Raw genomic sequence first — 25,651 nt, forward strand, 5'->3', positions numbered from 1 at the left:
CGGTGCCGGACCGTCGAGGCTGTCCGAAGCCGATCCCGGCCCGTCCCCAGAGGTCCGGCGCCGGCGCAACGTGAACCGGGACAAGGAGCAGATGTGAACGAGCCGTCCTTCCTCACCCTTCAGCGCGAGATCGCCCGAGAACTCGAGGTAGCCGAGACCTTCGAGGCCGAGGCGCAGATCGAGCGCCGGGTGGCCTTCCTCGCGGAGCGGCTGACCTCCACCGGTCTGTCCTGCCTCGTACTCGGCATCAGCGGTGGCGTCGACTCCACCACCGCCGGCCGCCTGTGCCAGCTCGCGGTAGAGCGAGCCCGCGACGCCGGACACGAGGCACGGTTCTACGCGATGCGGCTTCCCTACGGCGTCCAGGCCGACGAGCACGATGCACGGCTCGCGCTCTCCTTCATCCAGCCCGATCACGTGCTGACCGTGGACATCAAGCCCGCGTGTGACGCCGCGCTCGCGGCTGTTGTGGGTGCCGACGTGAGCTTCCGCGACGCCCACCACCAGGACTTCGTGCTCGGCAACATCAAGGCCCGACAACGCATGATCGCCCAGTACGCCGTAGCCGGGGGCCACCACGGACTGGTCGTCGGCACCGACCACGCCGCCGAGGCGGTCTCCGGCTTCTTCACCAAGTTCGGTGACGGCGCGGCGGACCTCGTCCCGCTGTACGGCCTGACCAAACGCCGGGTGCGAGCGGTGGCGGACGTGCTGGGGGCGCCGGCCGACCTGGTGCGCAAGGTCCCTACGGCCGACTTGGAGACCCTCGCCCCGGGCAGGTCCGACGAGGACGCGCTCGGGGTCGCCTACGACGACATCGACGACTTCCTGGAAGGCAAGCCCGTCGACGAGGACGTCTTCCAGACGATCGTCGATCGCTACCGGCTCACGGACCACAAGCGCCGACTGCCCATCGCCCCCTGAGAGTCGACCCGCCGGAGCCGCCGTCATTCGACGCCGGGGGCGAAGGCGGGTCCCCTTGCCCTGCCAAGCCTGCTCTGTCCGCCGAGGACCTGCGTGAGCCGGGGGATCGCGGTGCCGCATCCGGGAGTGCTCGGCGGCGGGATCTCGGACAATGATCGTCATGATGCCCCTTCACACCAACCCGCTCTTCACGCGGCTCGCCGATGCCGAACGGATCCTCGTCGCGGGCGCGGGCGGCGGGTTCGACATCTACTCAGGCCTGCCGTTGGCCCTCTCACTCCTGCATCAGGGCAAGGAGGTGTATCTCGCCAATCTTTCCTTCAGCGCACTCGCCGGTCTTCCCCTCGACGACTGGGCTGCTCGCGACCTCGCTGTCGTCACTCCCGACTCAGCTCCGCACCAAAGCTACTTCCCGGAGCGGACCCTGGCCCAGTGGCTGGGCGGGCATGGCTACCCAGCCACCGTGTACGCCTTCCCCCAGACCGGCGTGCGCCCCCTGCGCACCGCATACCAAGCACTGATCGAACTGCACGATGTCGACGCCGTGGTGCTGGTCGACGGCGGCACGGACATCCTGTTGCGGGGTGACGAAGCCGGCCTCGGCACGCCGGAGGAGGACCTGGCCAGCGTGGCGGCGCTCGCCGGGTTGGAGGGCATACCGAACCGGCTCGTGGTGTCGGTCGGCTTCGGCGTGGACGCCTACCACGGCGTCAACCACGTGCAGGTTCTGGAGAACATCGCCGCGTTGGAACGCGACGGCGCGTACCTCGGCGCGTTCTCGATACCGCGCGCCACCCGGGAAGGCGCGCTCTACCTGGACGCGGTGGCGCACGCGCAGCACCACACCCCCGAGCACCCCAGCATCGTGAACGGCTCCATCGCGGCCGCCGTGCGCGGCTCGTTCGGCGACGTGCAGTTCACCGACCGTACGCAGGGCAGCGAGTTGTTCGTGAATCCGCTGATGGCCCTGTACTTCACCTTCGACCTTCCGGGCCTGGCAGCCCGATGCCTCTACCTGGACCGGATCGAAGACACCCATCTGATGCGCCAAGTCCACTCCCGCATAGCCGAGTTCCGCGAAACCACGGTGACCCGTCCACCCCGCCGGTTCCCGCACTAGTCGGCCGGAAGGCGCGCTCGGCGGTCTCGGCCCGGCGTTGGGGCGGGCGTGGCCACGCGAGGCGGCCGCGCTCCTGCGAAAGTTGAGCGCCTGCTCGCCGACCTCGACAGCGGGCGGGCGAGTGGGCGAGTGCCCGCAAAGTCGGCCGTTGCCGATCAGCCCGAAGGGCGAGTACGACGGCGGCCCCCGCGATCGACGTCGTCGCGGGCTGACCGGCGCCCCCATCGCAGCGCGTCACACCGTCGCGGTCGTCCCCTCCCCGGAGGCGCTGCCCGCGAGCCACTGGTCCCATGCCAGGTTGAAGTCGGCGTAGCCGTTGTCGGCCGGGGCCTTGGCCCGGGGCGAGCCGGTGATCGTGACGGGATCGCCCTGCTTGACCTGGTCGTAGAACCACTTGGCGTCCGACATGGACAGGTGGACGCAGCCGTGCGAGCCGCGGGCGCTGCCACTGCCTGGATTCGGGTCGCCGGTCGAGTAGTGCACGTATGTGCCGGACTGGGTCAGGTGGACGTCCCAGGGCAGCGTCAGGTCGTAGTAGTTGGGGCTGCCCTTGTCGCAGCTGATGCCGACGCTGCAGGAGGTCATGTGGACCTTCTCCTCCTTGTCGATGACGGCCATCGTGCCGTTCCACGTCGGATACTCGGCGCTGCCCGCGTTGATCGACAGGGTGCGCAGGCTGGTGCCGTTCCGGGTCACCTTCATGGTGTGGCCGGTCACCGAGACATCCGCGCGCACGTCGTCGCCGATCTTGAAGGTGTGCGTGTAACCGTGCACGCCGAAGCGCCCGTTGCCGTTGCTGACGCCCGTCATGTCGGCGTCGATCTTCACGGTCGTGCCGGAGGGCCAGTACGTCTTCGGACGCCAGTCGGCGCGCTTGTCACCGAACCAGTGCCAGGCGCCGGCCACCGGCTGCGAGGCGCTCACCTTCATGTGCTTCTCGACCGCGGCCCGCGCCTTGGCCGCGACCGGGTTCGTGAAGACCACCGAGATGGGCATGGCCACGCCGACCGTGGTTCCCGTCTGCGGGGTGATCGTCTCCAGCAGCATCGGCGGGCCCGCCGGCTTCGTCGGCGACGGCGAGGAGCTCGCACCCGGTTTTCCCGACGCCTTGGCGTCGTCGCCGCTAGCCCGGTCACTACCGCCCCCGCCGCAGGCGCTCGCGCCCACCAGCATCATGCCTGTGACGAGTGCGATCCCTATGCCGCCCTTGCGCCGTCCCACGGAGTGCCCCGCTCTCTCGCTCTTCGCCCTGACGGGCCCGACTCACTGTCAGACATCGACCGTGTGGGCCGCAGTTGCGGGTGCCGCGTAAAACGTGTCTCAAAACTCGGTGAGCCGCCGGATCGGCGGCTGGGGGAGACTGGCACCACGTGCTGCTCCCCGGCCGGGATGTGCGTGGGTTCCGCCCTGGCCATCACCGCGGAGGGCGAACGCCGGCACCGGTCCGAAGAAGCCCTCCTGGTCAGGATTCCTGAGAGCGGCAAGCGTCCAGAAGGGGAGCCAGGCTGCGCGCGGAAGCGGTCCGACGGACGGCGAGGTAGGTCTGCAGGGCGGGTGCGGGCGGGGCGAAAGGCCGGAAAGCGGTGCGGGCGGTGGGCAGCATCACGGCTTTCGAGGAATAGAAGACGGTCCAGGTGGGCCTGCCGCTGCCGATGGCCGCGAGGGTGTCCTGGTCGGTGGTGAAGGCGGGGCCCATGACGGGCTCGAAGCCCGCGGCCCGGCAGGCGCCCGTGACCAGATCCACCAGATGCGGGTTGGTGCGTCGAGGCGCGATGCGCAGCGGCATGGCGGCCAGGTCGGCGATCTCGACGCGTTCGTGTGCGGCCTGCGGATGCGAGGCGGGCAACGCCGCGACCAGTTCGTCCCGCCACACCGGGATCAGGTCGAGTCCCGGGCTCTGGTGGACGCCGCGTACGAAGGCGGCGTCCAGCTCGCCGTCCCGTACCCGCTGCAGCCGAGCGGCGGGTGGGGCGCTGTGCAGTTCCACGGTGATCTCTGGCGCATGTTGTGCCATGTCCGCCAACAGCCGCTCCAGCCGTGTGCCGAGACCGGCGCTGGTGCCGACGCGCAACGTCGTGAGCTGGTCGGCGCGGAACGCGGCCATCGTCTCCAGTGCCGCTTCCGCGGCCGCCGCGATGGCCCTGGCGCGTGGCAGGAACGCCTGTCCCGCGGTGGTCAGTGTGACGTTGCGGGGTCCTGTCGAACAGTTCCAGGCCAAGCTCGCGTTCCAGCCGGCGGACTTGCTGGCTGACGGTCGGCTGGACGACGCGCAGCCGCCCGGCGGCGCGTCCGAAGTGCAGTTCCTCGGCGACCGCGAGGAAGTATCCGACCTGACGCAGCTCCATGCCCCGCCTCCTTCACTCATCACGATCGATGATGAGTGTATGAGTCAAGTGCGCCTTGATCGCCACGGCCCGGGGCGGTGAACTGGTCCCACAGCACGGCACAAGCCGTACGGCACCAAGAAGACCCGGAGGCAGCCATGCCCGCAGTGACCATCCAGCAGGGCCCCCGTGACGTCGAGCTCAAGCGGGAGCTGATCAGGAAGATCACCGATGCTTTCGTCGACACCTACCGCATCCCGGCCGAGTCGGTGATGGTCTTCATCGAGGAGACCCCCACCGACAGCTTCGGCGTCGGCGGTAGGCTCGCCGCCGACAAGTGACACCACGGCGCGCCGGGAGCAGTCGCGCAGTCTCCCGCCTTTGCCGAGTCCGGTTTCGGGCCGCCCGCCCGCTCGGACAACCGTTCCCGGGCCCAGCAGGGTGAGCGGGCCGACGATCGGCCGGTTCCCCTGCCGCTGACGTGCCGTCACGGCCGTCCGTAGGTGCGCAGGGCGAGGAGGGCGCGCAGACGGCTCAGGCGGGCGATCTCGGCGTCGAGTGCTGCGAGCCTGCGCTCGACCACCGCGGAGCCGGGAACGTCGGAGTCGGGGTGCCCGCACCGCCTTTGAGGGTTGTCCACCAGCAGGCCGATGCGGTCGGCGATACTGCGCAGGTCCTCGATGGTGAGCCCGAGCGCCAGCAGGTCGCGGACGACGCGGACTCTGGCGACCTCCTCGGGCCCGTACTCACGTTGCCCGGTGGCGGTGCGCCGAGGTGGTGGCAGCAGGCCCCGTTCCTCATAGAACCGCAGTGCCCGCGGGGTGGTGCCCGCAGCCGCCGCCGCATCTCCGATCCGCATTTCCCACCCCGTGCCTCAGCCTCGGTCGCCGCCACCGCGCGACGACGGGCGCCTCACGCCGACGGCAACTCCACGACGACGGTGCCGAAGTGCCGCCCCGCGAACAGTTCCTGCAACGCTCGCGCCGCGCGTTCCATGCCCGGGATCCGCACATGCGGAAAGGTGATCTCGCCGGAGCGCAGCCAGTCCCCGAAGCGCTTGGCCCATTCCTCCGTCACCTCGGGATGGTCCTGGCCGCTGTAGCCGCGCACGGAGACGCCTTGGTTGACGAGCCGGAAGGTGTCGATCTCCGCGGGTGCGCTGCCACCGTCCCGGCGCGGCGACAACTGTCCTGACAACGCGCCGACCAGTGCGAAGCGGGCACCCCGGCGCGCGGCGCGCACCGCCGCGGTCAGCTGGTCACCGCCGACGGTGTCCACCAGCACGTCGATGCCGTCCGGTGCCGCGGAGGCCAGTTGCTCGTCGATCGGCCGGGATCCCGGGACCACTACCGCGTCGTAGCCCAGTTCGGCCCGCAGCCGCTCGGCCTTGTCCGGCGACCGGGTGCTCCCGATGACCCGCCTGGCGCCCAGTAGACGCGCGACGGGGCCCGCCAGTGTGCCCACGGCTCCTGCCGCGCCCGTGATGAACACCGTGTCGCCGGAGCGGACTTCGGCGAGCCGGGTCAGTGCTCCGTAGGCGGCAGACCCGGACGACAGGTGGGCCACCGGGTCGGGCAGCACATCGCCCAGCAGTGCGCAGTCGGCCGCCGCCACCAGCGCGTGCTCTCGCCATCCGAGCAGATGGGTGACCGTGTCCCCCGGGCGCAACGGACCGCCGGGCGCGGCCGCGACGACCTCACCGACCGCAGGACCGAACATCACGTCACCGGCGTGGATACGGGGCAGCGGTACGCCGTCGGCTTGTCCGCCGATCAACGTGCGCAGGCCGGGAAACACGAGGAAGTACCGGTTCCGGACGACTACTTGTCCCGGACCCGGGACGGGTACCGACTTCTGCGCGATCGTGAAGTGGTCGGGCCGGGGCAGCCCCTCGGGCAGGTCGGCCAGGCGGATCTCGCGGGTCGTCGAGGGCAGGACGGCGGTCATGTCGGGGCTCCTGAACGGGTTCGAGGGTGAGGCGCGGCCTGTGACGGCCGGTCCGATCCGGACCGGACCGGACCGGCCGTCGGCGCGCAGAAGGTAACCCCTGACGCGCGCGTCAGGGGCAAACCAGTCGTGTCCTCGCGCAAGGAGCAACTCCACTACAGGAGCTGAGCGTTGGACCGGCGCAGTGCGGTGTCCTGCTGACGTGCTGCCGTCGGAGGAGGTCATCGACGGCGCACCGCCGCGGCTTCCCAGGGTGACCACCGACGGACTCGTAAAGCCGCCGCCGGGCGGCTGCCTGTTCGTTCGGCCACTCGGCCCGGTGCGACCGCCGCGGACTCCGCGTGCCGAGAGCCAGGCAGGATCAGGCACAGCACGGCCACGACGGGCTTGGGGGAACAGGATGCTGACCGGGATCGTGATCGACGCGCTGGATGTCACGCGCACGGAGCGCTTCTGGCTGGACGCGACGCGGGGCCTGACGGGCGGCCTGCGGTTGCGGTTCGTGCCGACCGCGAAGCCGAAAGCGGAGCTCAAGAACCGGCTCCACCTCGACCTGGCCGGGGGATCGGACTGGGAGGCCGAGGTGGCGCGCCTGCTCATACTCGGTGCGACGCGGGTCGACATCGGCCAGGGAGATGTTCCGTGGGACGTGCTGGCCGATCCGGAGGGCAACGAGTTCTGCGTGCTGCGTCCCGGACACCCCGGCGTGCTCGCCGACACCGGCCTCGTCGCCATCTGCCTTGACGTCGCCGAGGTGGACCGTTGCGCGCAGTGGGCCTGCTGGCAGTCCCAGGCCGACTGGCAGGTGGCCGAGTCCCACGACTGGGGTGTCCGGCTGCGCCGGAGGCCCACCAGCACGGTCTCGCTGGTGATGGGGCCGCCTGCGGCGCAGAAGACGGCGCGGAACAGGCTGCGGCTGGAAGTCACCCGCCCCGACCGGGAATCCGGCGAGTTCCTCGACGCCGGCGGAAACGAGTTCCACGTCACGCGCTGATTCCACCTGCCATGGACCGTTGTGCTGGTCGTCTCGGAGCGGGCCGAGCTGCGGGTCCCGGGCTCGGCGATCTTGGTCGTTCACCGGGCAGTAGCCGGCCGGCAAGCCCCCTCACCGCTCGACGCCACCACACCTCACCGCCCAACACGCGAAAATCTGTCTTTGCGAGAGTAGACATTGGTCAGTGATGTGGCTATGGTTTCTCTTGTAGCCCAGACAGACAACAGGCCTGGCAGACACGAACTGCCGGGAGCAGTAACGCAATTGGAGTTCGCAGAACGGTGCGGTCGTGGAGTTTCGAAGCCAGAGCAATTGCAGGACGGCGACGGGACTGACGACCGGACCGGGTGGCCCGCAGTGATCAGGGGCCGCCGTGAGCAGTTCCCATCACCAGCAGTACGCAGCACCCGTTTGGCAGGCAGATTGATCACCGAGGGAAGAACGGAGGAGCCGAGCGCCATCAGGATCGCCCGGGCGGAAGCCTTGAGCCCGGGTACCGCAGGACATCGATAGCGAGGTGGTCTCCGGTCGAGCAACCGCGATCCCAGCACACCCGACAGCATCACGGTCGGGTGTGCGGAGACAGAAGGCCGGCGCAGTATCAGGGTCGGCAGATGGTGTAGCAGTTCCTTCGGGCCCTGGTGCCGTACGGTGCCAGGGCCCCTCTACGCGTTCGGCAGAGAGGTGCGAGTGACAGCGGACGACTCCTACGGCCGTCTCGACGACGACAACTATCCCGCCTACACCATGGGCCGGGCCGCCGAGATGGTCGGCACCACGCAGGGCTTCCTGCGCGCGCTCGGCGACGCCCGCCTCATCACCCCGCTCCGCTCCGAGGGCGGCCATCGCCGCTACTCCCGCTACCAGCTGCGGATCGCCGCCCGCGCCCGGGAACTCGTCGACCAGGGGACGCCGATCGAGGCCGCCTGCCGCATCGTCATCCTCGAAGACCAGCTCGAAGAAGCCCAGCGCATCAACGCCGAACACCGCCGCACCGCTTCCCGACACGTGACCGGTGGCTGACCCGCAGCCCGCGGCGACGCGCCGGACCGCACGCTTCCACCGATTCCAGAATATGAGCGCATGATCGCCGAAGATGCTCAGCCGCCGGCTCACGGACGACCGTCCCAGCCCGGGCCCACGCCAGACACTCTGTGCACGCCGCCAGTCGATACGCCTGCGGGCACAACAGACCGGCTGCCCGCCGGGCAGGCAGCCGTCGGCCCGGAAAGCGGGGCGGAGCGCGCGGCGGCGGCGCTGAAGCCGAGGATGCGCGGCTGGCTGCACGCGGGCGTGTTCCCCCTGGCGCTGGCCGGCGGCGTCGTCCTGATCGCCGTCTCGCGCACGGCTGCGGCCGTGGCGGCCTGCTCGGTGTACGCGTTCTCCGCCTGTCTGCTGTTCGCCACCAGCGCGGTCTACCACCGTGGAACGTGGGGGCCGCGCGGGGAGGCGGTCCTGCGGCGGCTGGACCACGCGAACATCTTCCTCATCATCGCCGGCACCTACACCCCGCTGGCGGTACTGCTGCTGCCCGGTGACCAGCAGTTGGTGCTGCTGGCCCTGGTGTGGGCAGGCGCCCTGGCCGGCATCACCTTCCGCATCCTGTGGATCGGGGCTCCCCGCTGGCTGTACACCCCGTGCTACATCGTCCTGGGCTGGGTGGCCGTCTTCTACCTGCCCGACTTCGCGCGCACCGGCGGCACGGCGGTCGTCGTACTCGTCATCGCCGGCGGTCTGCTCTACACCGCGGGCGCCGTCGTCTACGGACTCAAGCGCCCCGACCCCTCACCGGCCTGGTTCGGATTCCACGAGGTCTTCCACGCCCTCACCATCGCCGCCTTCACCGCGCATTACACAGCCATCCTTCTGGCGGCCACGTGAGTGTGTCGACTTCCGGTGGGGGCACTCGTGGCTGTCGAGAGCGGCGCTGACGGGCCGAGACCCCCGACGCCTGCGCGTCGGGGGTCTCGGCCGACCGGTCATCCGTCCGTCCGTCAGTTGCGGGTCCAACCCCCAGGGCCGATCCAGACGGTCTGCCCATTGCGCGTCGGGACGACGTCATAGCGGGCCACGGCCTGGTAGTAGCCACCGTTGGACCGCTTGCAGAAGAGGTTGCCGATGATGGTGTTCCGCTGCCCGAAAGCCACCTTGCCGTACACCAGGTCATCGCCCATGTCCCAGTTGGTGCTCCAGTGGTCCGTGTACGCCTGGATCCCCTTGACGGTGGCGTTCGGGCAGTTCCCGAGCCACTTCGGGAAGGAGATGTACACCCAGCCGTAGCCCGCTGCCTGGGCAGTCCCCTCAGTGGCGGCCACACCGCTGAAGGCCAGACCGATCACCGACAGGGCTACGGAGAATTTCTTGAGCCTCGATTTGAACATGCACCCGCCCCAACTTGCCGTTGTTCGTCATCTCTGAGCCGCGAGCAGAACAGATCACGACCCTGGGAACCGATCATGTAGGCATATGAGCTCGGCGCGAGAGGTGCGGATCATTCCATGCATATCCATGATGATCAGTTCTATTTATCCTCATACGGCCATGCTTTTGTCGTACCTGCGTTCGCGAGGGGTTCGAAACCATCGCGAACGGGACTTGAGCGCGGTGACGAGGGGTGCCCGGTAGCCCAGATGGACTGACGGCCCGCCGGGCGGAGTCCCGCACCGAACGCAGGGCTGTTCGCGCCGCCGGAGGGACTGTGCCGATCCGGGCGGAGTCTGAAGCGCGTCGAGGAAGAAGCTGTAGCTGTCGTGGCCGTCGCTGTCGGCAGACATCGGTGTAGACATCGGTGTACTCACGCCTCCGTCCAGGGAGGTGGCCTCAGCGCGTCTCGCTCACCTGGTCATTTCGGTCCCCTCTGATTTCAATACGTCGGAGGTCTTCCCTTGTTGCTCAGGTGGCTTGCACTATGCCAGGAGTTCACAAACGGAGATGGGAGGCACCTACGTGACCGCGCCCACAGGGAACGGCATCTCTCGAAGAGGTGTGATCGGCACGGCAGTCGCAGTCGCCGCCGGTGGCTGGTCCGCCGGATCCGGCACCGCCTGGGCGGCGTCCCGGCCGCCCGGAGGCGCGGAGGACGTGTACGAAAGGATGGCCGGAGCCGCCGCTCTGCGCTGGCGGCAGATGCCGAGCGACTGGAAGGACGGCCCATTCCTCGGCAACGGTCTGTTCGGGGTGCAGGTCTACCGAGGTGCGACGGCCAACTCCGTGAAAGTGATGGTCAGTCACAGCCAGGTGCAGGACCAGCGACCTCAGTGGCGTGCTCCCTATGGATTCTCCCGGTTACCCATAGGGCATTTCGACCTCACGCTCGCCGGTGAGGTGACCGGCGTCGACTGGACGTTGGATCTCTGGGAGGCCGAGCTGCGCGGTGTCGTCACCACCACCCGGGGCAGCGTCCGCTTCTCGATGCTGGTGCACAACGCCCGTACCGCGCTGCTGATCTCCACCCGGCCCAGTACGGGCGAGGAGACCGCCGCCTGGTCGTTCACGTGGCTGCCCGCCATTTCGCCTCGCGAAAAGGACAAGCCGACGGACTACACGGGCAATCCAGACCCCCGCACCGGATCCGCCGACGCCACCCACTACGTCGAGCAGCCGCTGACAGCGGGCGGCGGATGGACCACGGCCTGGCGTGAACGACGCGTCGGCAGCGGCCGATTGCTGGCCGCGCACATCGTCTACCGCTTCCCCGGGGACCTGTCGCGCACCACGCAGCTGGCCGTCGCCGAAGTGGCCCGCACCCTGTCCGTGGACCCGGACGAGCTGGTGCGGGGCCACCGCGACTGGTGGCACCGCTTCTACCGGCGCAGCCTGTTGTCCGTACCGGACAAACGCATTCAGCACTTCTACTGGATCCAGCTCTACAAAGCGGCCTGCGCCACCCGGGCCGGCGGGCCCTCGATGTCCGAGTGGGGGCCGTGGTACCCGGAAACCGGCGGCAGCTGGAGCGCCGTCTGGTGGAACCTCAACGTGCAGATCGCCACCTGGCTGATCCAGGGCGCCGGTCACCCCGAGCTCGACTCCGTCACTTCCACCTTCGAGAACTTCGAGAAGTACCTGCCGCTCTCCGTCCCGCCGGAGTACCGGGACGGCAACACCTACGCCCTGGCCCATCCCTCGGACTGGATGCTGCGTCCCGGCGCCAAGACCGTCGGTGTCCCCGGCACCTCCACCAAGACCGACAACAACGGCAACCTCATCTGGGCCATGCACAACGTCTGGCTCAGCTACCGCCACACCATGGACACGTCGATCGTGCGTGACGTCCTCTACCCGATCCTCGTCAAGGCGGTGAACTTCTACGACCACTTCCTGTACGAGGGCAGTGACGGAAAACTGCACCTGCCGCTCACCCGGTCGCCCGAGTGGGCGGACGCCACCGACTGTACCTACGACCTGTCCTTGATCCGCTGGGGCTGCGCCACCCTCCTGGACTGCCTGCGCGTTCTCCGCACGGACCACCCACGCGCCGGACGCTGGCGCGAGATCCTCCAGCGCCTGGTGGACTACCCGCGTGACGCGACCGGCGTCAACATCGGGGCCGGTAAGCCCCTCACCGAGTCCCACCGGCACTTCTCGCACATGTTGTGGCTCTTCCCGCTGCACGAGTTGAACTGGGACCGGCCGGCCGACCGGGACATCATGCGGACGACCTTCGACCACTGGGTCAAGGACCGCAGCCTGTGGGCCGGTTACAGCTATGCCGCCGCCTCCTCGATGGCCTCCTTGCTTGAACGGCCCGAGGACGCCCTCGACTTCCTCACCTTCTTCACCGAGGGCAACCTCATCAAGAACGCGTGGATGACCGCGAACACCATGTACGTGGAGGGCGGGAACCTGGCCGTCGAGAGCCCGCTGACGGCGGCCCAGTCGGTCCTCGACATGGCCGTGCAGAGTCACGGCGGCGTCGTACGGGTCTTCCCCTCCGTATCAGGGCGATGGCCCGACTTCTCGGTTCAAGGTCTGCGCACCCAGGGCGCGTTCCTCATCGACGCGAACCGGTCGGACGGCCGGACCCGATGGGTGCGCGTCCACAGCGAGGCAGGCGTCCCGCTCGTACTGCAGCACGGCATCGACGGCGCCATCGACGTACGGGACCAGCGTGGGCGGCGGCTGCGATACCGGGAGACGGGACCCCACCGTATCCAGATCCCGCTCGGCCGGGGCGAAACAGCCGTCGTCCTCCCACGCGGCACCGACCCGGACCTGGATCCGCGTGACGTGCCGGCCATCGGAGAAGCGAAGCCGTGGGGGCTGCCGGACTGAGCTGTCGTGAGGTCCCGGCCCGTCACCATCGCCACCCGCAGCCGGCACCTCGGGTTCGCCCACCACTGGCCCTGACCGATGTGACGACCGAGGCGATCGGCGATCCGCGACTCCTCCGGCGTTCCTCCTTCGAGCCCTCAACCCCTCCAGCGCAGACGAGTCGCCGATTTCTGGGCGCGCACGCGACTGACTATGATCTTGGTCATGTCTGTGCAGAGCCTCGACAAGGCCCTTTCCCGTAAACAGAGACTGCAGGAGAAGCAGCGTCGCCAGTTGGCGGTGGTCGACACGGTGGACAAGGCCGAGGCCAAAGTCCGCAAGGCGGAGGTCGAACTGGCGCTGGCTGTCACCGAGGCAGCGCAGGTGTTCGGTGACGAGCAGTCCGCGTCCGAGGGGCTCGACATGCCGGTGGAAGCGATTCGGCGCTTTCTCGGCATGGCGCGGGACGAAGCGGTCAGCGCCGACGGGGTCGCCGAGGCCGTCGGCACGTCCTAGCCTCGGTGTCGTGGCAGGCCGTGGCGCCGCTGGTCGTGGACCGGCTCGACGTCGAGCATGTCGGTGATCTGCGCACCGTCAGAGAGTGGGGAAGGAAATGCGGACCCCGTGGCGCTTCTCCAGCTCTCGCACGGCCGGCCCCAACCCTGAGCGGAGGGCCGCGATCTCGCGACTGTTCTCCGCCACGAACCGTTCGCGCAGCTCCTTGCGCAGGGGCTCGCGGACGGCCTCCACCGGCCGCATGCAGTCGGCGTAGGCATCAGCCAACTCGAGGTCTTGCCGTACGAAAGCGGTGGCGTCGTCGGCATACTCCGCGAGTCGGCTGTCGACCAGGGCGAAGAAGTCCTCCTCGCTGTTCACCCGCAGATCGTGCCGGTTCTCCAGGCATTCCGGCACCTCGGCCAGTACGCGCCTTACCTGCGGCCGGCTGCGCAGTGCGTCGAGCTCGTTCCACCACTTGCTCTGCAGGGGCGACGAGAGCGCATCGAGGCTGCGGACGGCAGAGGTCCCGGCCGAGGCGCAGCGGCGGACGACTCCGTCGGAATCGCCCCCCGAGCCCTCGGCGGAGGCGGAGCCGGGGCCCGCGGGGTTCGCGGCGGTATGCAGGACGCTCGGCAGATCAGGGGCGGGGCCGCTGTTGAAGCCGTCGCGCTCCAGGAGATCAAGGTCCGGCAGCGCACCGAGCCGGACGAACATGGGAGGCGGGCCCTGCGGCCTCGGACGCCCGGCGTCGTGGGCGCAACGGGCGGCCACCGTGGCACTGACGGTCTGGCCGAAGGTGCCCAGACCCACGGTCAGCCGGGTGTCGGCACCGGTCGCCGGAAGCACCATGGGGATCGGATCCTGGGGTAGTGCGTGGGACAACCGGGCCGCTGCCGTGGTCCGACGGGCCGGGTCGGGCCGGTCGGGTGCGGGACTCGCGGACGCGGAGCATCCGCCGACCGCCGCAACCATCAGGAGCACGGCCGGCACCGACTGCGCCGGGCGGAGACGGTGGGGCACCAGGAAGCCTCTCTGTGACGGGAGTGGGGCCCGCGGCGGGCGCGGGCCCCGGGTTCCGCTTGGTCAGTGCGCGACGTCGGCGATGTCGTTGCCCGCGTTGTAGCTGCCGACGCTCATCGGCACACCGTTGTTGACGTCGGACAGCAGGACGATCCACGGGCTGTGCGCGCCGTCGTAGGCGCGGATGTAGCCGCGCGAGCCCCGGATCCAGGTGCCGGAGGAATTGCGGTAGAAGCCCGCGTACAGGTCACTGGTCGCCGAGCTGTTCTCGTACGAGGCAGTGAGGTTGAGGTCGTTGCAGGTGCTCGTGGACGACTTGTTCACGACGGTGCCAGGACCCCGGTAGCCGGTGCGGATCTCGGCCGTGGCGCACGCCTGAGGCGCGGCCTCGGCGGCCGGGGCCAGCACGACCAGCGATGTCGCGACGACAGCTGAGGCCGCCAGCGCGGACCAGGTCTTCTTCATTGGATGGTTCCCCCTTCGGGCTGCGGACGGACTGGTTGGTGTCCGCCCGTCGCCCTGCACACTGGCAGTGGTGCGGCGGCGCGGTCTTGAACAAATGCGCACTGTCAGCCGGATCCTGAGCGTGCCCTTCAGCCAGATCCCGAGCCGGGTCCTCACTGCTCGAGCAGCACGCTCGTCAGGTGTCCGGGGATGCGCTCGACGACGCGGTGTTCGGCGATCGCCTGAACGAACTGGCGCGGCCTGAGCGACGTCATCGCCTTGAACTCCCGGCTCAGATGTGCCTGGTCGGAGAAGCCGACGGCCGCCGCGGTCTCGCACGGACTGCGGCCCGCGGCCAGTGCGCGCAGGGTGTTGTTGAGGCGCACGATCCGTCCGGCGATCTTCGGGGACACGCCGATCTGTTCGCGGAAGCGCTTCTCCAGCTGCCTGCGGCCCCAGCCCACCGAATCGGCCCGCGCTTCGGTGGTGACGATGCCCCGTCGTGCGCCCACTTCGTCCCAGGCCTGTGCGACGCGTGGCGAACAGGGCCGGCCGGCGGCGCCCCACGCGGTGAGGGCCGCGTCCACCAGAGTGAAGCGCCGCGACCAGTCCGGTGCCGAGGCCAGCGAGTCCGCGAGCGTGCCGAGCCGGCGCCCCAGCACGTGCTCGGCCGCCAGATGACGGCCGGCCAGCTCGTGCATCGCCGTACCGAGCAACCAGTATGCGGCCCAGGGCGTCATCGCGATCTCCATGCCGGACAGCCGGCCCCGGTGCCCACCGGTACCGGCGGATGCCTGCACGCCGGTGAGGACCGCGTCGTACAGGGCGGCGCCGTGGCCCTGCGCGTTGTCCAATGACAGTTTCTCGTCGAATCCGACCACGAGGGTCACTGTTCCGCTGGGCAGTTCCAGCCGCCGCCGCGGACGGCTGAAGCGGGCGCGAAAACCGTGGTAGGACAGCACGCCGGGTCTCAGACACTCCGCCGGGCGGCCGGGCACACTTTCCCAAGTCCCTTGCGGGCACGGTAAATCGGGCATGATCGTCCCTCTGTGGTCGGTGGGTCGGTGGGTCGGTGGGTCGGTCCGACGGGCCGCCGGGCGGCCCATCGGCATGCTGGCACCCGGCGGGACGGGAGAAGCAGGGCCCGAACGGAACCGGACAGACCACCGGGGCGCTACTGAACCGGACGGCTTCCTGAACAGGGCGGGTCACGCGTCGAGCTTCCTGCCCTGTGCCGACTCCTGTGACCGCTGTGGCAGATGGGGCTGCGCAGGGGGAAGTTCCGGCCAGCGTACGGATGTCCGGGACGCCTTCGATGCGAAGCGGTCCTGCGGCCGGCGCCGAACGGGTCCTCCGTCGAGCGGAGGGAAGAAGGCCGGTCTGGCCGACACCCTCGACAACACTCAGAACATCACCGTCGTCGCCCCGGCCAACGATGCCTTCGCGAAGACCTCCAAGACGGGTCGTTGCTGGACTCGTGGACCTCGGAGCGGCCGGCCGTCGGCGGCGCGATCGGCGTGGCTGGAAGCGTCCGTCCAAGGCGTGCGAGCGGGGACAGAGCCATCACCACCGGGGACAGCATCATGCCTGCGGCCGTCGCCATGAGACTGGTGCGCAACCCCCATTCCGCCGCGAGGAAACCGCCGAGCAGGGAGCCGAGTGGGGACAGCCCCATGCCGACAAACGTGATCGTCGCGGCCGCGCGCCCTTGCATCCCGTCCGGGGTGACCGTCTGTCGGACCGCCATGACCGCCACGTTCACCAGCTGGCCGCCGGCCCCGAAGACGAAGTTGACCGCAAGGAGCGCGGGAACGGTCACCGGGGAGGAGTCGTGCAGCGCGGGTACACACAGGAAAACGCCGTCGCCGAGTGCCGCCGCGGCCACGAGTACGGGTCCGTACCCGAACCGGTTCGGCAGGCGGGCGGCAAGCATGGAACCCACGAGCGCGCCTGGTCCCGTCGCCGCGAGTGCCAGCCCGACGGCGGTGCCGGACAGGTGCAGTTCCCGCAGCAGGAAGAGCAGATAGACGGTCATCACGGCCGCGAAGAAGAACTGGAAGGCGGCCGAGGCCAGACACACGGTCCGCAGCGCGGTATCGCTGACGACGAAGCGGAGACCCTCGTGGATCCTCCGCCAGACCCAGGAGGGACGTTCCAGGCGCTCCGGGGCCGATTCGACCCGACGGATCCGCCGGATCGACAGGAACGACAGCGCGAAGAACAGGGCGCTGGAGGCGGCGGCGATCGGCGCCGACAGCAGGGACACCAGCGCACCGCCGAGGGCGGGACCGCCGATCTGAGCCGCGGACCGGCTGCCCTCGAGCGCGCTGTTTCCCCGCACCAGCTGATCGCGTCGCACCAGCCGTACGAGAGAAACCTGGTAGGCCACGTCGAAGAACACGGAGAGGACCCCGACGGCGAAGGCGATCAGAAAGAGCGCGGGCAGGCCGAGCAGGCCGAACAGGCCGGCCACGGCGACGGCACCCAGGGCGAGGGTCCGGCCGATGTCGGTCAGCACCATGACCGCGCGAGTGCGCCACCTGTCCACCCACGCGCCGACGAAGAGCGCCAGCAACAGGATCGGCGCCTGGCCCACGGCGCGCAGGATGCCCAGCTGGTCGGCACTGGCATGGAGCGTCAGGACGGCGAAGAGCGGAAGAACGACCAGGCTTGTGTGTTCCCCGAGTTGGGAGGCGGCCTGCCCCAGCCAGAGTCTGCGGAAGTCGCTGTCACGCCACAGGCTTGACGGAACGGGTCGACCGGAATCGGGTACGGCGGAGGAAGCGGACGGCACAGGGATCCCTCGGAGTTGCCGACAACGACGCCCGCACCGGGCACATGACAGGTGCGCCGACGGTTCAGGCAGGAGAAGGCTCGCTGTGCCACAACATCAAGGGCAGCACGCGATGACAGGCCGATCGGCCTACCAGGTCAACGCGCGCTCGGGCGACCGGGCATGTCTTCCACTCCTCGTGGGTCAACTCGCTGCCCCGGACACTAGCGCCCGGCGGCTCCATGCGAAAGGCAATACCGGTCAGGCCGCCCGGTCCCAACGCACATGCAGGGTGGCGGGTTTGCGGAAGACCAGGCCGTACGGCGCCGTGGGGTGGTCGCGGTCGAGGCGCAGAGCGGGGAGGCGTGCGAGCAGGTGCTGGAGGGCGATGCGGGTTTCCAGGCGGGCGAGGTGTGCGGCGAGACAGTAGTGCGGGCCGTGTGCGAAGGCCAGTTGGAGACGAGCGTTCTCGCGTCGGACGTCGAACTGATCGGGGTCGGGGAAGACGGCCGGGTCGCGGTTGGCCGCGGTCAGGGAGACGGTGACGAGGTCGCCGCGGTGGATGGCGGCCGGGCCGAGGACGGTGTCACGGGTGGCGTAGCGGTCCACGACCGCCGCGCCGGGTTCGAGGCGCAGTGACTCCTCGATCGCACCGTCCAGCAGATCCGCGTCGGCCCGGACAAGAGCGAGTTGGCCCGGGTGGCGCAGCAGGTGCAACACGGCGTTGGTGATCATCGCTTCGGTGGTCTCGATGCCGCCGAACAACATCACCGCCGTATTGGAGGCCACCTCGGGCACTGTCAGCCGCCCGGCAGCCGAGACGAGAAGGGAGGAAGCGTTCCGGTCGGCGACGGTGACTTCCACGGCGGTGCGCAACTGCGTGTACGCCGCGAGGCCGGCGGGTCCCGCCTCCTGGCCGGCGGTGATGTCCGAGACCGACCGCACGATGGAGTCGTACCAGGCGAGCACCGTGTCGGCGGTGGTGCCGACCAGCCCCAGCGCCTCGGTCACGACCGCGACCGCGAGGGGTCCGGCGAAGGCGCGTCGCAGTTCGACGGTGCCCGTCGGCTCCAGCGCGGTGATGAGCCGGTCGGTCTCCCGCTCGATGAACGCGGCGAAACCGTCACGCACGGCCCGGGGGCGGAAGGGGGCGGTGAAGGGCTCGCGATGCCGGGTGTGTCGGTCGCCGTCGAGGGACAGCATGCTGGGGCCGACGACCTGTGCGGTGGAGAACCGGGGGTCGTCGACGGTGAACGTCTCGGCGTCCCGCATCACGCTGAGCGCGAGATCACGACGGGTCACCAGCCAGCCGTCCAGCTCGGGGACCCAGGACACGGGCTCCTGCGAACGGAGCAGCGCCAGTCGCGGATGCGGATCCCGGGCGAGTTCGGCGAGCGTGGTCGCGGCGCCGAGTGGGCAGGAGCCGACGACGCTCATGACGCGCCTCGGGCCTGGCGAGGAGGAACCGTTCACACTGCTGGAGGCTAACAAGTCCACGACGCGCTGGAGCCCAGGGGCGCCGGCCTCGCCGCCCCGTCCGCTGGTCGGACCAGACGATGAGCCGTCAATGACGCCGACGGCGTGACATTCGGCCGCAGCCGCAACCGCCGAGGGCCTGGCGCGACTCCTGACCACCAGAACCGCAAGCTGCTGGTGAGGAGACCGACATGACCACCGTCGCTTTCGAGTACAGCGCACCCGGCGCATTCGTCGACCCCTACGCCGTCGACACGGCCGAAGTCCTTTGGCCTGCCCCCGCGGGCCAGGACACGGACACCGACTATCTGCTGGCGCCGCCCAACCCTGCCGAGCGTGTCAGCTTCACCATCGACCCACGCGACAGGCGACGCCTCGACCTGCACGCAGCACTGACCGCGGCAGGCATCCCGCCGCGCCCCGAAGACCGCGACGCCATCGATCAGCTCAGCGCCCTGTCCGGCAGCGTCAACGCCGCCCTCCACCGCTGGCTGCACCACACCGCGTGAGACCGTCGGACGCCAGTCGGCGTCGTGAGAGGGCACCGGGCTTCTGTAAGACCTTGTCGCAGGCACTCCGCAGGCCTGGAAGGCGTCGGCGAACTCGTCGCCGACCTCCGAAACGGCCCTTGAGCGGCCACCGTAGGGAGTGACGTGTCGGCCGGGACCAGGAGCGGCGAGGCCGGGACCGGGTCCGTGAAGCGCCGGTGAAAACTCTGTGGAAGTGGTGTCGGTGGGGCCGTTTATGCTGCCTCGGACGATCACGCGGGACCATGGGGAGGGCGCGGCATGTTCGGCAAGCTGTTCGGCAGGGGGGCGGAGAGACCGGTGTCGGATCCGCACGCCCTCCCCGCCCCGCGCAGACAGAAGAACGGGATGTACACGCTGCGCGCTCTCGGCGACGCACGGGTGCTCGCACTCGTGGAGGCCGCCGAGGCGGGCGACTGGGGAGCGGTCAGGGCCGCGCTGGCCCCCTTCGATCTCGGCCGCGACCACCAGGTCCTCGGTGAGCTGGCCGACGTGGACGGTGTGCAGAACTGGATCGGCCGGGCCGTCGAGGAGGACAAGGAGCACCGGGCGACCGCCCTGCTGATATCCGGGGCGCGCCACATCACCTGGGGCTGGGAGGCCCGCACCTCCGCGCGCGCCGCCAACGTCACGCAGGAGCAGTGGCGGATCTTCCACGAGCGGCTCCGCATCGCCGAGGAGCAGCTGCTCGAGGCCGCCGAGCTGCGGCCGGACTGGGTCACGCCCTGGCGCCGTCTCCTCACCTCCGGTCGTGGCATGTCGCTGGGCCACGCCGTCAACGAGACCCGGCTCGACGCCGCCCTGCGCCGTGACCCACTCGACCCGGAGACCCACATCGAGTGGGTGTCGCAGTTGCAGCCGCGCTGGAGCGGCAAGCCCGGGCAGGCCCTGGCGTTCGCCCAGGACGCGTTCTCCCGCGCCCCGCACGGGCACCGCCTCGGCTGTCTGATCGCCATGGCGTACATCGAGGAGTGGGTCGAGTCGGATCGTGGGGACTATCTCGAAACCGCCGAGATCCAGGCGCAGTTGCGGGAAGCGGCCGACCACAGCATCCTGCACCCCGCCTACCTGTGGCGTCCGGGCTGGCAGGAGGACTTCAACACGTTCGCCATGGCCCTGTCGCTGGCCGGTGAACGCCACACGGTCCGGCGCGTCTTCCGAACGCTGGACGGCGCCTACACCCCCTGGCCCTGGAAGTACTTCGGGGAGCCGGAGAAGCAGTTCGCCCGCTACCACCGCCGTGCCTGAGCACCCGCCGACCCCGGTGCCGCCTGCCCGCCGCCCCTCGCCCCTCCCACCCCGGACTGCCCGATGACTCTGCCCGACACCGCCGTCGACCCGGCCGGCCCCGACCGCACCTTCCAGGTGGATCTGCGCGGCCTCGTCGACCTCCTCTCCCACCACCTCTACTCCAGCCCTCGCGTCTACCTGCGCGAACTGATGCAGAACGCCGTGGACGCGTTGACCGCCCGGCACGGCCTCGAACCGGCCGCAACGGCCGACGCCTTCGGCATCCGCCTGTACGCCGACGGTTCGGTGGTCCGGGTCGAGGACGACGGCGTCGGTCTCACCGAGGCCGACGTGCACACCTTCCTCGCCACGATCGGCCGCAGCAGCAAGCGCGCCGACGGCATCGCCGAGCAACGCGGCGACTACATCGGCCAGTTCGGAATCGGCCTGCTCTCCTGCTTCCTGGTCGCGGACGAGATCCACGTCCTGAGCCGCTCCGCCCGCACCCCCGACGCTCCCGCCGTGGAGTGGCGAGGCCGCGGCGACGGCAGCTACACCGTCCGCACCCTGCCCGCCTCCGCCCGCCCCCGGCCCGGCACCACCGTCACGCTGACGCCGCGCGCCGACGCCGCCGAGTGGACCCGTCCGGCACAGGTCCACGCGCTGGCCCGGCACTTCGGCTCCCTGCTGCGCCACCCGGTGACCTTCGACGACGGCACGGGCGGCGCGGGCGCGTCCGTCAACCCCGAGCCCGCACCCTGGGCCCGTACGTATCCCACGCCGGGATCCCGTGCCCGTGCGCTGGCCGCGTACGGCGCGGACGTCTTCGGATTCACGCCGCTGGACACCATCGAGCTGGACCTGCCGGCCGTCGGCCTCAAGGGCATCGCGTGCGTGCTGCCGGAGACGGTGCCGGCCGGGCGCCGTCACGGTCACCGCGTGCACGTCAAGGGGATGCTGCTGTCCGAGCAGGCCGAGGAGATCCTGCCCGAGTGGGCCTTCTTCGTCCGCTGCGTCGTCGACGCGGAGAGCCTGCGCCCGACGGCGTCCCGCGAGTCCCTGTACGAGGACGACACGCTCGCCGCCGTACGCGACGCCCTCGCCGAGCGGCTGCGCGCGTGGATAGCCCGGGCCGCCGCCAGCGACCCGGACCTGCTCGCCCGCTTCCTCCAGGCCCACCACCTGGCCGTGAAGTCGCTCGCGGTGCACGACGACGAGATCCTGCGGATGCTGCTGCCCTGGCTGCCGTTCGAGACCACGGACGGGCACACCACCCTCGACGAGTTCGCGCGCACCCACCGCACCGTGCTCGTGACGTCGAGCGTGGAGGAGTTCCGGCAGGTCGCGGCGATCGCCTCGGCCGCCGGGCTCGGCGTCGTCAACGGCGGCTACACCTACGACCGTGAACTGGTCCACCGACTGCCCGAGATCAGGCCCGAGGCCAGCGTCGCCGACCTCGACCCGGCGACCCTCACCGCCCACCTCGATCCCGTCGACCGGGAGACGGAACTCGCCGCCGCTTCCTACCTCGCCCTGGCCCGCGACGCCCTCGCCGTCTTCGACTGCGACGTCGCGCTGCGCACCTTCCAACCCGCCTCCGCCCCCGCCCTCCTCGTCGACAGCCGCGAGGCCCGGCACGAGCGCACCCGCTCCCAGCTCGCCCGTGAGCAGGAGGGCGGCCTGTGGGGCGACATCCTCGGCCATCTGCGCCAGGAGGCACCGAGGGCCCAGCTGATCCTCAACCAGCTCAATCCGCTGGTGCGCACCGCCGTCACCATCGACGAGCCGGAGCTGGCCCGCACCAGCGCCGAGGCTCTCTACGGGCAGGCCGCGATGCTCTCCCGACGCCCGCTGAGGCCCGCCGAATCGAGCCTCATCAACCGCTCCTTCCTCGACCTGCTCGCCCACGCCCTGCGCAAGGACAGCTGACGATGCCGACCGCACCCGCTCCACGGACCACCGACGAGCTGTTCCAGGCGCTCCAGGAGAACGACCGGCGCCCCTACGGGCGTACCCGCACCGTCACCGCCGAGGAACTCGTCGACGCCGCCGAGCAGTTCGCGGAGCCCGTCCCCCTCGTCCACGCGCTCCTCGAACTTCAGGAGGCGTACACCTACGGCTCCGAACCCCGGAAGTCGCCCGTCGTCTTCGCCCGGCTGCTGACCCTGTTCGACGAGCAGCCCGACGTCTTCGACGAGCGCCTGCGACACCTGCTGTTCTGGCGGTTCAAGTGGGTGGCCGGCGCGCTGCGCGCGCTGCCCGAGATACCGCTGGCGAGCCTGCGCCAGTGGCTGACGGAGATGCGCGACCGGTACGAGAAGGCCGGTCTCGACCTCCAGCCCTACTACGGACAGGCGTACCTGCTGGCCGGCCACGTCGGCGAAGACACCACCCTCGCCTACGAGTTGTGGGCGGGGCGCACCCGCACCCGGCTCAGCGACTGCGAGGCCTGCGAGATCTGCGAGCGCGCCCTGCACCACCTCGGCGCGGGCGACGACGAGCGGGCGCTGCGCACCTGGGAGCCCGTGCTGGCCGGGAAGGAATCCTGCCAGGAGGAGCCCGCCCGCTCGGTCTCGCACGCGCTGCTGCCCCTGCTGCGCACCGGCCACACCGACCGGGCCCGTGAACTGCACCTCGCCGGCTACCGCGGCTGCCGCCGCAACCCCTCGATGTCCCAGGAGGTCGGCCGGCACCTGGAGTTCTGTGCTCTCACCGGCAACGAGGCCCGCGGTCTGGAACTGCTCGCCGAGAACCGGAACCTGTTCGACGAGGTCGACTCGCCACTGGACCTGCTCGGCTTCCTCACCGGCGTGGAGGTCCTCCTCCAGCGGGTCGAGGCCCTGGGCCACGGCGAACTGCCCGCCGTCGGATACGCGGGCCGTACCTGGACGGTGGCCGGCCTGCGTGCCGAGGTACGCGGCCGCGCGGACGGCCTCGCCGCCCGCTTCGACGCCCGCAACGGAACCACGGCCCACACCGACCGCCGCAGGGCCCGCCTCGACCGTGCCCCGCTCCTGGACACACTGGAGCTGACCCTGCGCACCCGCAGCCTCGACGACGTGGCCCCGGTGGCACCGGTTGCCGCGCCCGCCACCCGTGCGGCCGCCGCCGTCCCCGACTCGCTGCCTGAACTCATTCTCCGGGCGCGGGACTTGGACGAGCAGGGGCACCCGGACGAACACGCCTGCTGGGCGCGGCTGCGCACCCTCGTCGCCGCCCGCGACTACACCCACCCCGACGACCCGGCCGTGGGCCCGCTCGTACGACTGCGCGCGGACCTGCTCGCCGACGAGGCGAGTCGGGCGGGCGAGAAGGACGAGTTCGCCGACGCCGCCGCCCTCCACGAGGAGGCCGCGGCCCTGTACGACGACGCCGGACTGCCGGGGCACGCGGCGGTCGCCCGCGCCTGCGCCCTGCTCGCCGCCGCCGAGACCCCGGCGCAGGGCGCCGACCGAGCCGAGGCCAAGGCCGCCGCGCTGACCGCCGCCCACGCGTCCACGGTCCGCCTGCACGAGGAGACGCCCGGCCTCGCGCCGTTCCTGGAGGGGCGTCTGCTGAGGCTGCGGGCGACCGCGCTCGGTCTGCGCCTGCAGGCGTCGGGGAGCGAGGCGCACGTCGCGCCGGTTCTCGCCGAGGTGGAGGTGCTGTACGCGTTCGCCACCCGGCACGACCTCGCCGGGCAGATCTCCGGTGCCCTGCTGCTGCGGGCCAGCACATACGCGATCTCCGGCGATCTGCCCGCCGCGGTCACCGAGATCGACACCGTCCTCGACCGGCTGAAGACGCACGGCCCCGCCTGGCACCTGCCCCGCACGCTCGGCCTGCGCGGCCGGCTCCAGCTCGCCCTCCAGGACGCGCAGGCCGCGCACGCGGACCTGACCGAAGGCCTGCGACTGGCCGCCGACTGGCCGGCCGACGCGGTGGGCACCTCCCGCCTGCACAGCGATCTGGCCCAGGCCTGTCTGCACCTGGGCCGCCCCGACGAGGCCCTGCGGCACCTGACGCGCTGCGCGGAGCTGGAGCTTCGCCGCGGTAGCCGGACGGACGCGTTCCGCACGTACAGCGACGTGGCTCGGCTCAGCCTCGATCTGGGCCGCGTCGAGGACTGCATCGCTCTGCTCGACTCGCTGCTCGCGGAACCGGACGTCGGCGCCGGAGAGTTGGGCGACCGGCTCGTCGCCCAACTGCGGCTGACCCGCGCCCGCGCCCTGCACGTGGGGGAGGACCTCAAGTCCGCCACGGCGGAGTTCGTCGCCCTCGCGGCCGAGTCGGCCGACTGGGACGACGACCCGGGAAGCCACGCCATGATCGCTGCGGAGACGGCCGTCCTCCTGGGGGAGTCCGGCGAGTTCGGCCGGGCCCGCGAGGCCGCCGACCGGGCACTCGCAGCCCACGCCGAGGCCCCGAGCTACGACCAGGTCAGCAACTGCCTGCGCGAACTCGCCCGCCTCCAGGCTCAGCAGCACGGCTCCGACGGCCTGGCCGACGCGCTCGCCCTCCTCGCGGACGCCGGCCGGATCGCCGACGAGGCCCGCGCCGCCGGACACGAGGCCCACGGCCGCTCTCTGGACACCGCTCTGGCGTACGAACACGGACGGGTCAACGCCCACGCCGGGGAGTACGAGGCGGCCCTGGCCGCCCTCGAGAAGGCCCTCGCATTGCTCGGCCAGCCGGGGGAGCACGACGACCGCGCCGGCGAGTGGGCCGAGTGCGTCCGCCTCGCGGGCGCCGTGGAGGGCCTCTACCTGGAACGCCCCGCCCCCGCCCTGGCCCGCCTCGACGCGGCGGTCTCCCGCCTGACCGCCCTGGGCCACACCGAGGAGCGCGAGCAGCTGCTCTCCCTGGCGGCGCGGCTGCGCGACGAGGAGTGACGCGCCGGTGCCGGGGCGACAGCCCACCCCGGCACCGGCCCGCCTCCCTGGGCCATCGACGACGATCAGCCCAGGAGCAGGCACGGCCGGGCCGTAGTCCATCCCGGTGACCCGCCGGCGCCCGCGACGGCCACCCGCCCGGGGCGACCGTCGTTCCGAGAACGCGGGCCCGGCCGCGATGCGGGCGCGAATGGGCGAGGAAGGCGACCGCGCCAGCGACAGGCCGCCGCGTCCTGGAACGGCGACCGCACCC

Annotated in this window: 22 protein-coding genes and 2 pseudogenes; 13 read left to right on the forward strand and 11 right to left on the reverse strand. The window is 70.6% G+C overall.

Features of this window, described 5'->3' with window-relative positions:
- Nucleotides 1-93 precede the first annotated feature (93 nt).
- Both nadE and ACIPFH_RS19510 read left to right on the forward strand, forming a co-directional pair.
- Nucleotides 94-924, forward strand: coding sequence for an ammonia-dependent NAD(+) synthetase (nadE, locus tag ACIPFH_RS19505; RefSeq protein WP_401827909.1), 831 nt, complete (start codon nt 94-96; stop codon nt 922-924).
- A 160-nt stretch (nt 925-1,084) separates the two neighbouring features.
- Nucleotides 1,085-2,044 carry a DUF1152 domain-containing protein gene (locus ACIPFH_RS19510; protein ID WP_401827910.1) on the forward strand — a complete coding sequence of 320 codons (960 nt, stop codon included), beginning with the start codon at nt 1,085-1,087 and terminating at the stop codon, nt 2,042-2,044.
- Nucleotides 2,045-2,278: 234 nt separating this feature from the next.
- Here the strand turns inward: ACIPFH_RS19510 and ACIPFH_RS19515 are convergent, their stop codons facing one another.
- The 3 genes and pseudogenes from ACIPFH_RS19515 to ACIPFH_RS19525 all read right to left on the reverse strand — a co-directional run.
- Nucleotides 2,279-3,265: an Ig-like domain-containing protein gene (locus ACIPFH_RS19515; RefSeq protein WP_401827912.1), complete on the reverse strand. Its 987-nt coding sequence runs from the start codon at nt 3,263-3,265 to the stop codon at nt 2,279-2,281.
- 241 nt (nt 3,266-3,506) lie between these two features.
- Nucleotides 3,507-4,262, reverse strand: a complete 756-nt coding sequence (locus ACIPFH_RS19520) for a LysR family substrate-binding domain-containing protein (RefSeq protein WP_401827914.1) — start codon at nt 4,260-4,262, stop codon at nt 3,507-3,509.
- Between the two features lie 25 nt (nt 4,263-4,287).
- A pseudogene (locus ACIPFH_RS19525) lies at nt 4,288-4,389 on the reverse strand (LysR family transcriptional regulator); the annotation flags it as partial.
- A gap of 137 nt (nt 4,390-4,526) precedes the next feature.
- Here ACIPFH_RS19525 and dmpI point away from each other — a divergent pair.
- Complete coding sequence (gene dmpI / locus ACIPFH_RS19530) at nt 4,527-4,709, forward strand: 4-oxalocrotonate tautomerase DmpI (protein WP_401827916.1); 183 nt, start codon at nt 4,527-4,529, stop codon at nt 4,707-4,709.
- Between the two features lie 146 nt (nt 4,710-4,855).
- Here the strand turns inward: dmpI and ACIPFH_RS19535 are convergent, their stop codons facing one another.
- Both ACIPFH_RS19535 and ACIPFH_RS19540 read right to left on the reverse strand, forming a co-directional pair.
- The gene (locus ACIPFH_RS19535; RefSeq protein ID WP_401827918.1) at nt 4,856-5,227 is read right to left on the reverse strand and encodes a MerR family transcriptional regulator; all 372 of its coding nucleotides are present in this window, start codon (nt 5,225-5,227) and stop codon (nt 4,856-4,858) included.
- Nucleotides 5,228-5,280: 53 nt separating this feature from the next.
- A complete protein-coding gene (locus tag ACIPFH_RS19540; RefSeq protein ID WP_401827919.1) occupies nt 5,281-6,315 on the reverse strand; it encodes an MDR family NADP-dependent oxidoreductase in 1,035 nt (344 codons plus the stop codon).
- A gap of 400 nt (nt 6,316-6,715) precedes the next feature.
- Here ACIPFH_RS19540 and ACIPFH_RS19545 point away from each other — a divergent pair, with 400 nt between their 5' ends.
- The 3 genes from ACIPFH_RS19545 to ACIPFH_RS19555 all read left to right on the forward strand — a co-directional run bounded on the left by ACIPFH_RS19545 (nt 6,716) and on the right by ACIPFH_RS19555 (nt 9,190).
- Nucleotides 6,716-7,309 (forward strand): VOC family protein, encoded by a 594-nt coding sequence (locus tag ACIPFH_RS19545; RefSeq protein WP_401827920.1) that lies wholly within the window; start codon nt 6,716-6,718, stop codon nt 7,307-7,309.
- Nucleotides 7,310-7,999: 690 nt separating this feature from the next.
- Nucleotides 8,000-8,332, forward strand: a complete 333-nt coding sequence (locus tag ACIPFH_RS19550; protein ID WP_401827922.1) for a MerR family transcriptional regulator — start codon at nt 8,000-8,002, stop codon at nt 8,330-8,332.
- Nucleotides 8,333-8,392: 60 nt separating this feature from the next.
- Entirely contained in the window at nt 8,393-9,190 is a 798-nt protein-coding gene (locus tag ACIPFH_RS19555) for a hemolysin III family protein (RefSeq protein ID WP_401827923.1), read from the forward strand.
- Nucleotides 9,191-9,303: 113 nt separating this feature from the next.
- Here the strand turns inward: ACIPFH_RS19555 and ACIPFH_RS19560 are convergent, their stop codons facing one another.
- Nucleotides 9,304-9,690 carry a hypothetical protein gene (locus ACIPFH_RS19560; RefSeq protein WP_401827924.1) on the reverse strand — a complete coding sequence of 129 codons (387 nt, stop codon included), beginning with the start codon at nt 9,688-9,690 and terminating at the stop codon, nt 9,304-9,306.
- Between the two features lie 565 nt (nt 9,691-10,255).
- Between ACIPFH_RS19560 and ACIPFH_RS19565 the strand changes: the two genes are divergently transcribed.
- The gene (locus ACIPFH_RS19565; RefSeq protein ID WP_401827925.1) at nt 10,256-12,580 is read left to right on the forward strand and encodes a glycosyl hydrolase family 95 catalytic domain-containing protein; all 2,325 of its coding nucleotides are present in this window, start codon (nt 10,256-10,258) and stop codon (nt 12,578-12,580) included.
- A gap of 204 nt (nt 12,581-12,784) precedes the next feature.
- Nucleotides 12,785-13,075: a hypothetical protein gene (locus ACIPFH_RS19570; protein ID WP_401827926.1), complete on the forward strand. Its 291-nt coding sequence runs from the start codon at nt 12,785-12,787 to the stop codon at nt 13,073-13,075.
- A 78-nt stretch (nt 13,076-13,153) separates the two neighbouring features.
- Here the strand turns inward: ACIPFH_RS19570 and ACIPFH_RS19575 are convergent, their stop codons facing one another.
- The 3 genes from ACIPFH_RS19575 to ACIPFH_RS19585 form a co-directional block, all read right to left on the reverse strand.
- Nucleotides 13,154-13,906 carry a hypothetical protein gene (locus tag ACIPFH_RS19575; RefSeq protein ID WP_401827928.1) on the reverse strand — a complete coding sequence of 251 codons (753 nt, stop codon included), beginning with the start codon at nt 13,904-13,906 and terminating at the stop codon, nt 13,154-13,156.
- 234 nt (nt 13,907-14,140) lie between these two features.
- Nucleotides 14,141-14,542: a hypothetical protein gene (locus tag ACIPFH_RS19580; protein WP_401827930.1), complete on the reverse strand. Its 402-nt coding sequence runs from the start codon at nt 14,540-14,542 to the stop codon at nt 14,141-14,143.
- A 152-nt stretch (nt 14,543-14,694) separates the two neighbouring features.
- Nucleotides 14,695-15,402: a helix-turn-helix domain-containing protein gene (locus ACIPFH_RS19585; protein WP_401827932.1), complete on the reverse strand. Its 708-nt coding sequence runs from the start codon at nt 15,400-15,402 to the stop codon at nt 14,695-14,697.
- 229 nt (nt 15,403-15,631) lie between these two features.
- Here ACIPFH_RS19585 and ACIPFH_RS19590 point away from each other — a divergent pair.
- Nucleotides 15,632-15,937 (forward strand): annotated as a pseudogene (locus ACIPFH_RS19590) (hypothetical protein); the annotation flags it as partial.
- On the opposite strand, the gene ACIPFH_RS19595 reads toward ACIPFH_RS19590, so the two are convergent.
- Both ACIPFH_RS19595 and ACIPFH_RS19600 read right to left on the reverse strand, forming a co-directional pair.
- Nucleotides 15,933-17,315: an MFS transporter gene (locus ACIPFH_RS19595; protein ID WP_401827934.1), complete on the reverse strand. Its 1,383-nt coding sequence runs from the start codon at nt 17,313-17,315 to the stop codon at nt 15,933-15,935. The pseudogene ACIPFH_RS19590 and the gene ACIPFH_RS19595 overlap by 5 nt on opposite strands.
- A gap of 240 nt (nt 17,316-17,555) precedes the next feature.
- Entirely contained in the window at nt 17,556-18,731 is a 1,176-nt protein-coding gene (locus tag ACIPFH_RS19600) for a cytochrome P450 (protein ID WP_401827936.1), read from the reverse strand.
- Nucleotides 18,732-18,961: 230 nt separating this feature from the next.
- Here ACIPFH_RS19600 and ACIPFH_RS19605 point away from each other — a divergent pair, with 230 nt between their 5' ends.
- From ACIPFH_RS19605 to ACIPFH_RS19620, 4 genes are all read left to right on the forward strand, one after another.
- A complete protein-coding gene (locus ACIPFH_RS19605) occupies nt 18,962-19,279 on the forward strand; it encodes a hypothetical protein (RefSeq protein ID WP_401827937.1) in 318 nt (105 codons plus the stop codon).
- A gap of 279 nt (nt 19,280-19,558) precedes the next feature.
- Nucleotides 19,559-20,545: a hypothetical protein gene (locus tag ACIPFH_RS19610; RefSeq protein WP_401827939.1), complete on the forward strand. Its 987-nt coding sequence runs from the start codon at nt 19,559-19,561 to the stop codon at nt 20,543-20,545.
- Between the two features lie 63 nt (nt 20,546-20,608).
- A complete protein-coding gene (locus ACIPFH_RS19615; RefSeq protein WP_401827940.1) occupies nt 20,609-22,456 on the forward strand; it encodes an HSP90 family protein in 1,848 nt (615 codons plus the stop codon).
- A gap of 2 nt (nt 22,457-22,458) precedes the next feature.
- Nucleotides 22,459-25,398: a hypothetical protein gene (locus ACIPFH_RS19620; RefSeq protein ID WP_401827941.1), complete on the forward strand. Its 2,940-nt coding sequence runs from the start codon at nt 22,459-22,461 to the stop codon at nt 25,396-25,398.
- Nucleotides 25,399-25,651: the final 253 nt, after the last annotated feature.

It is taken from the genome of Streptomyces sp. NPDC088157 (genome assembly GCF_044741545.1).
In the GTDB taxonomy this organism is placed as follows: domain Bacteria; phylum Actinomycetota; class Actinomycetes; order Streptomycetales; family Streptomycetaceae; genus Streptomyces.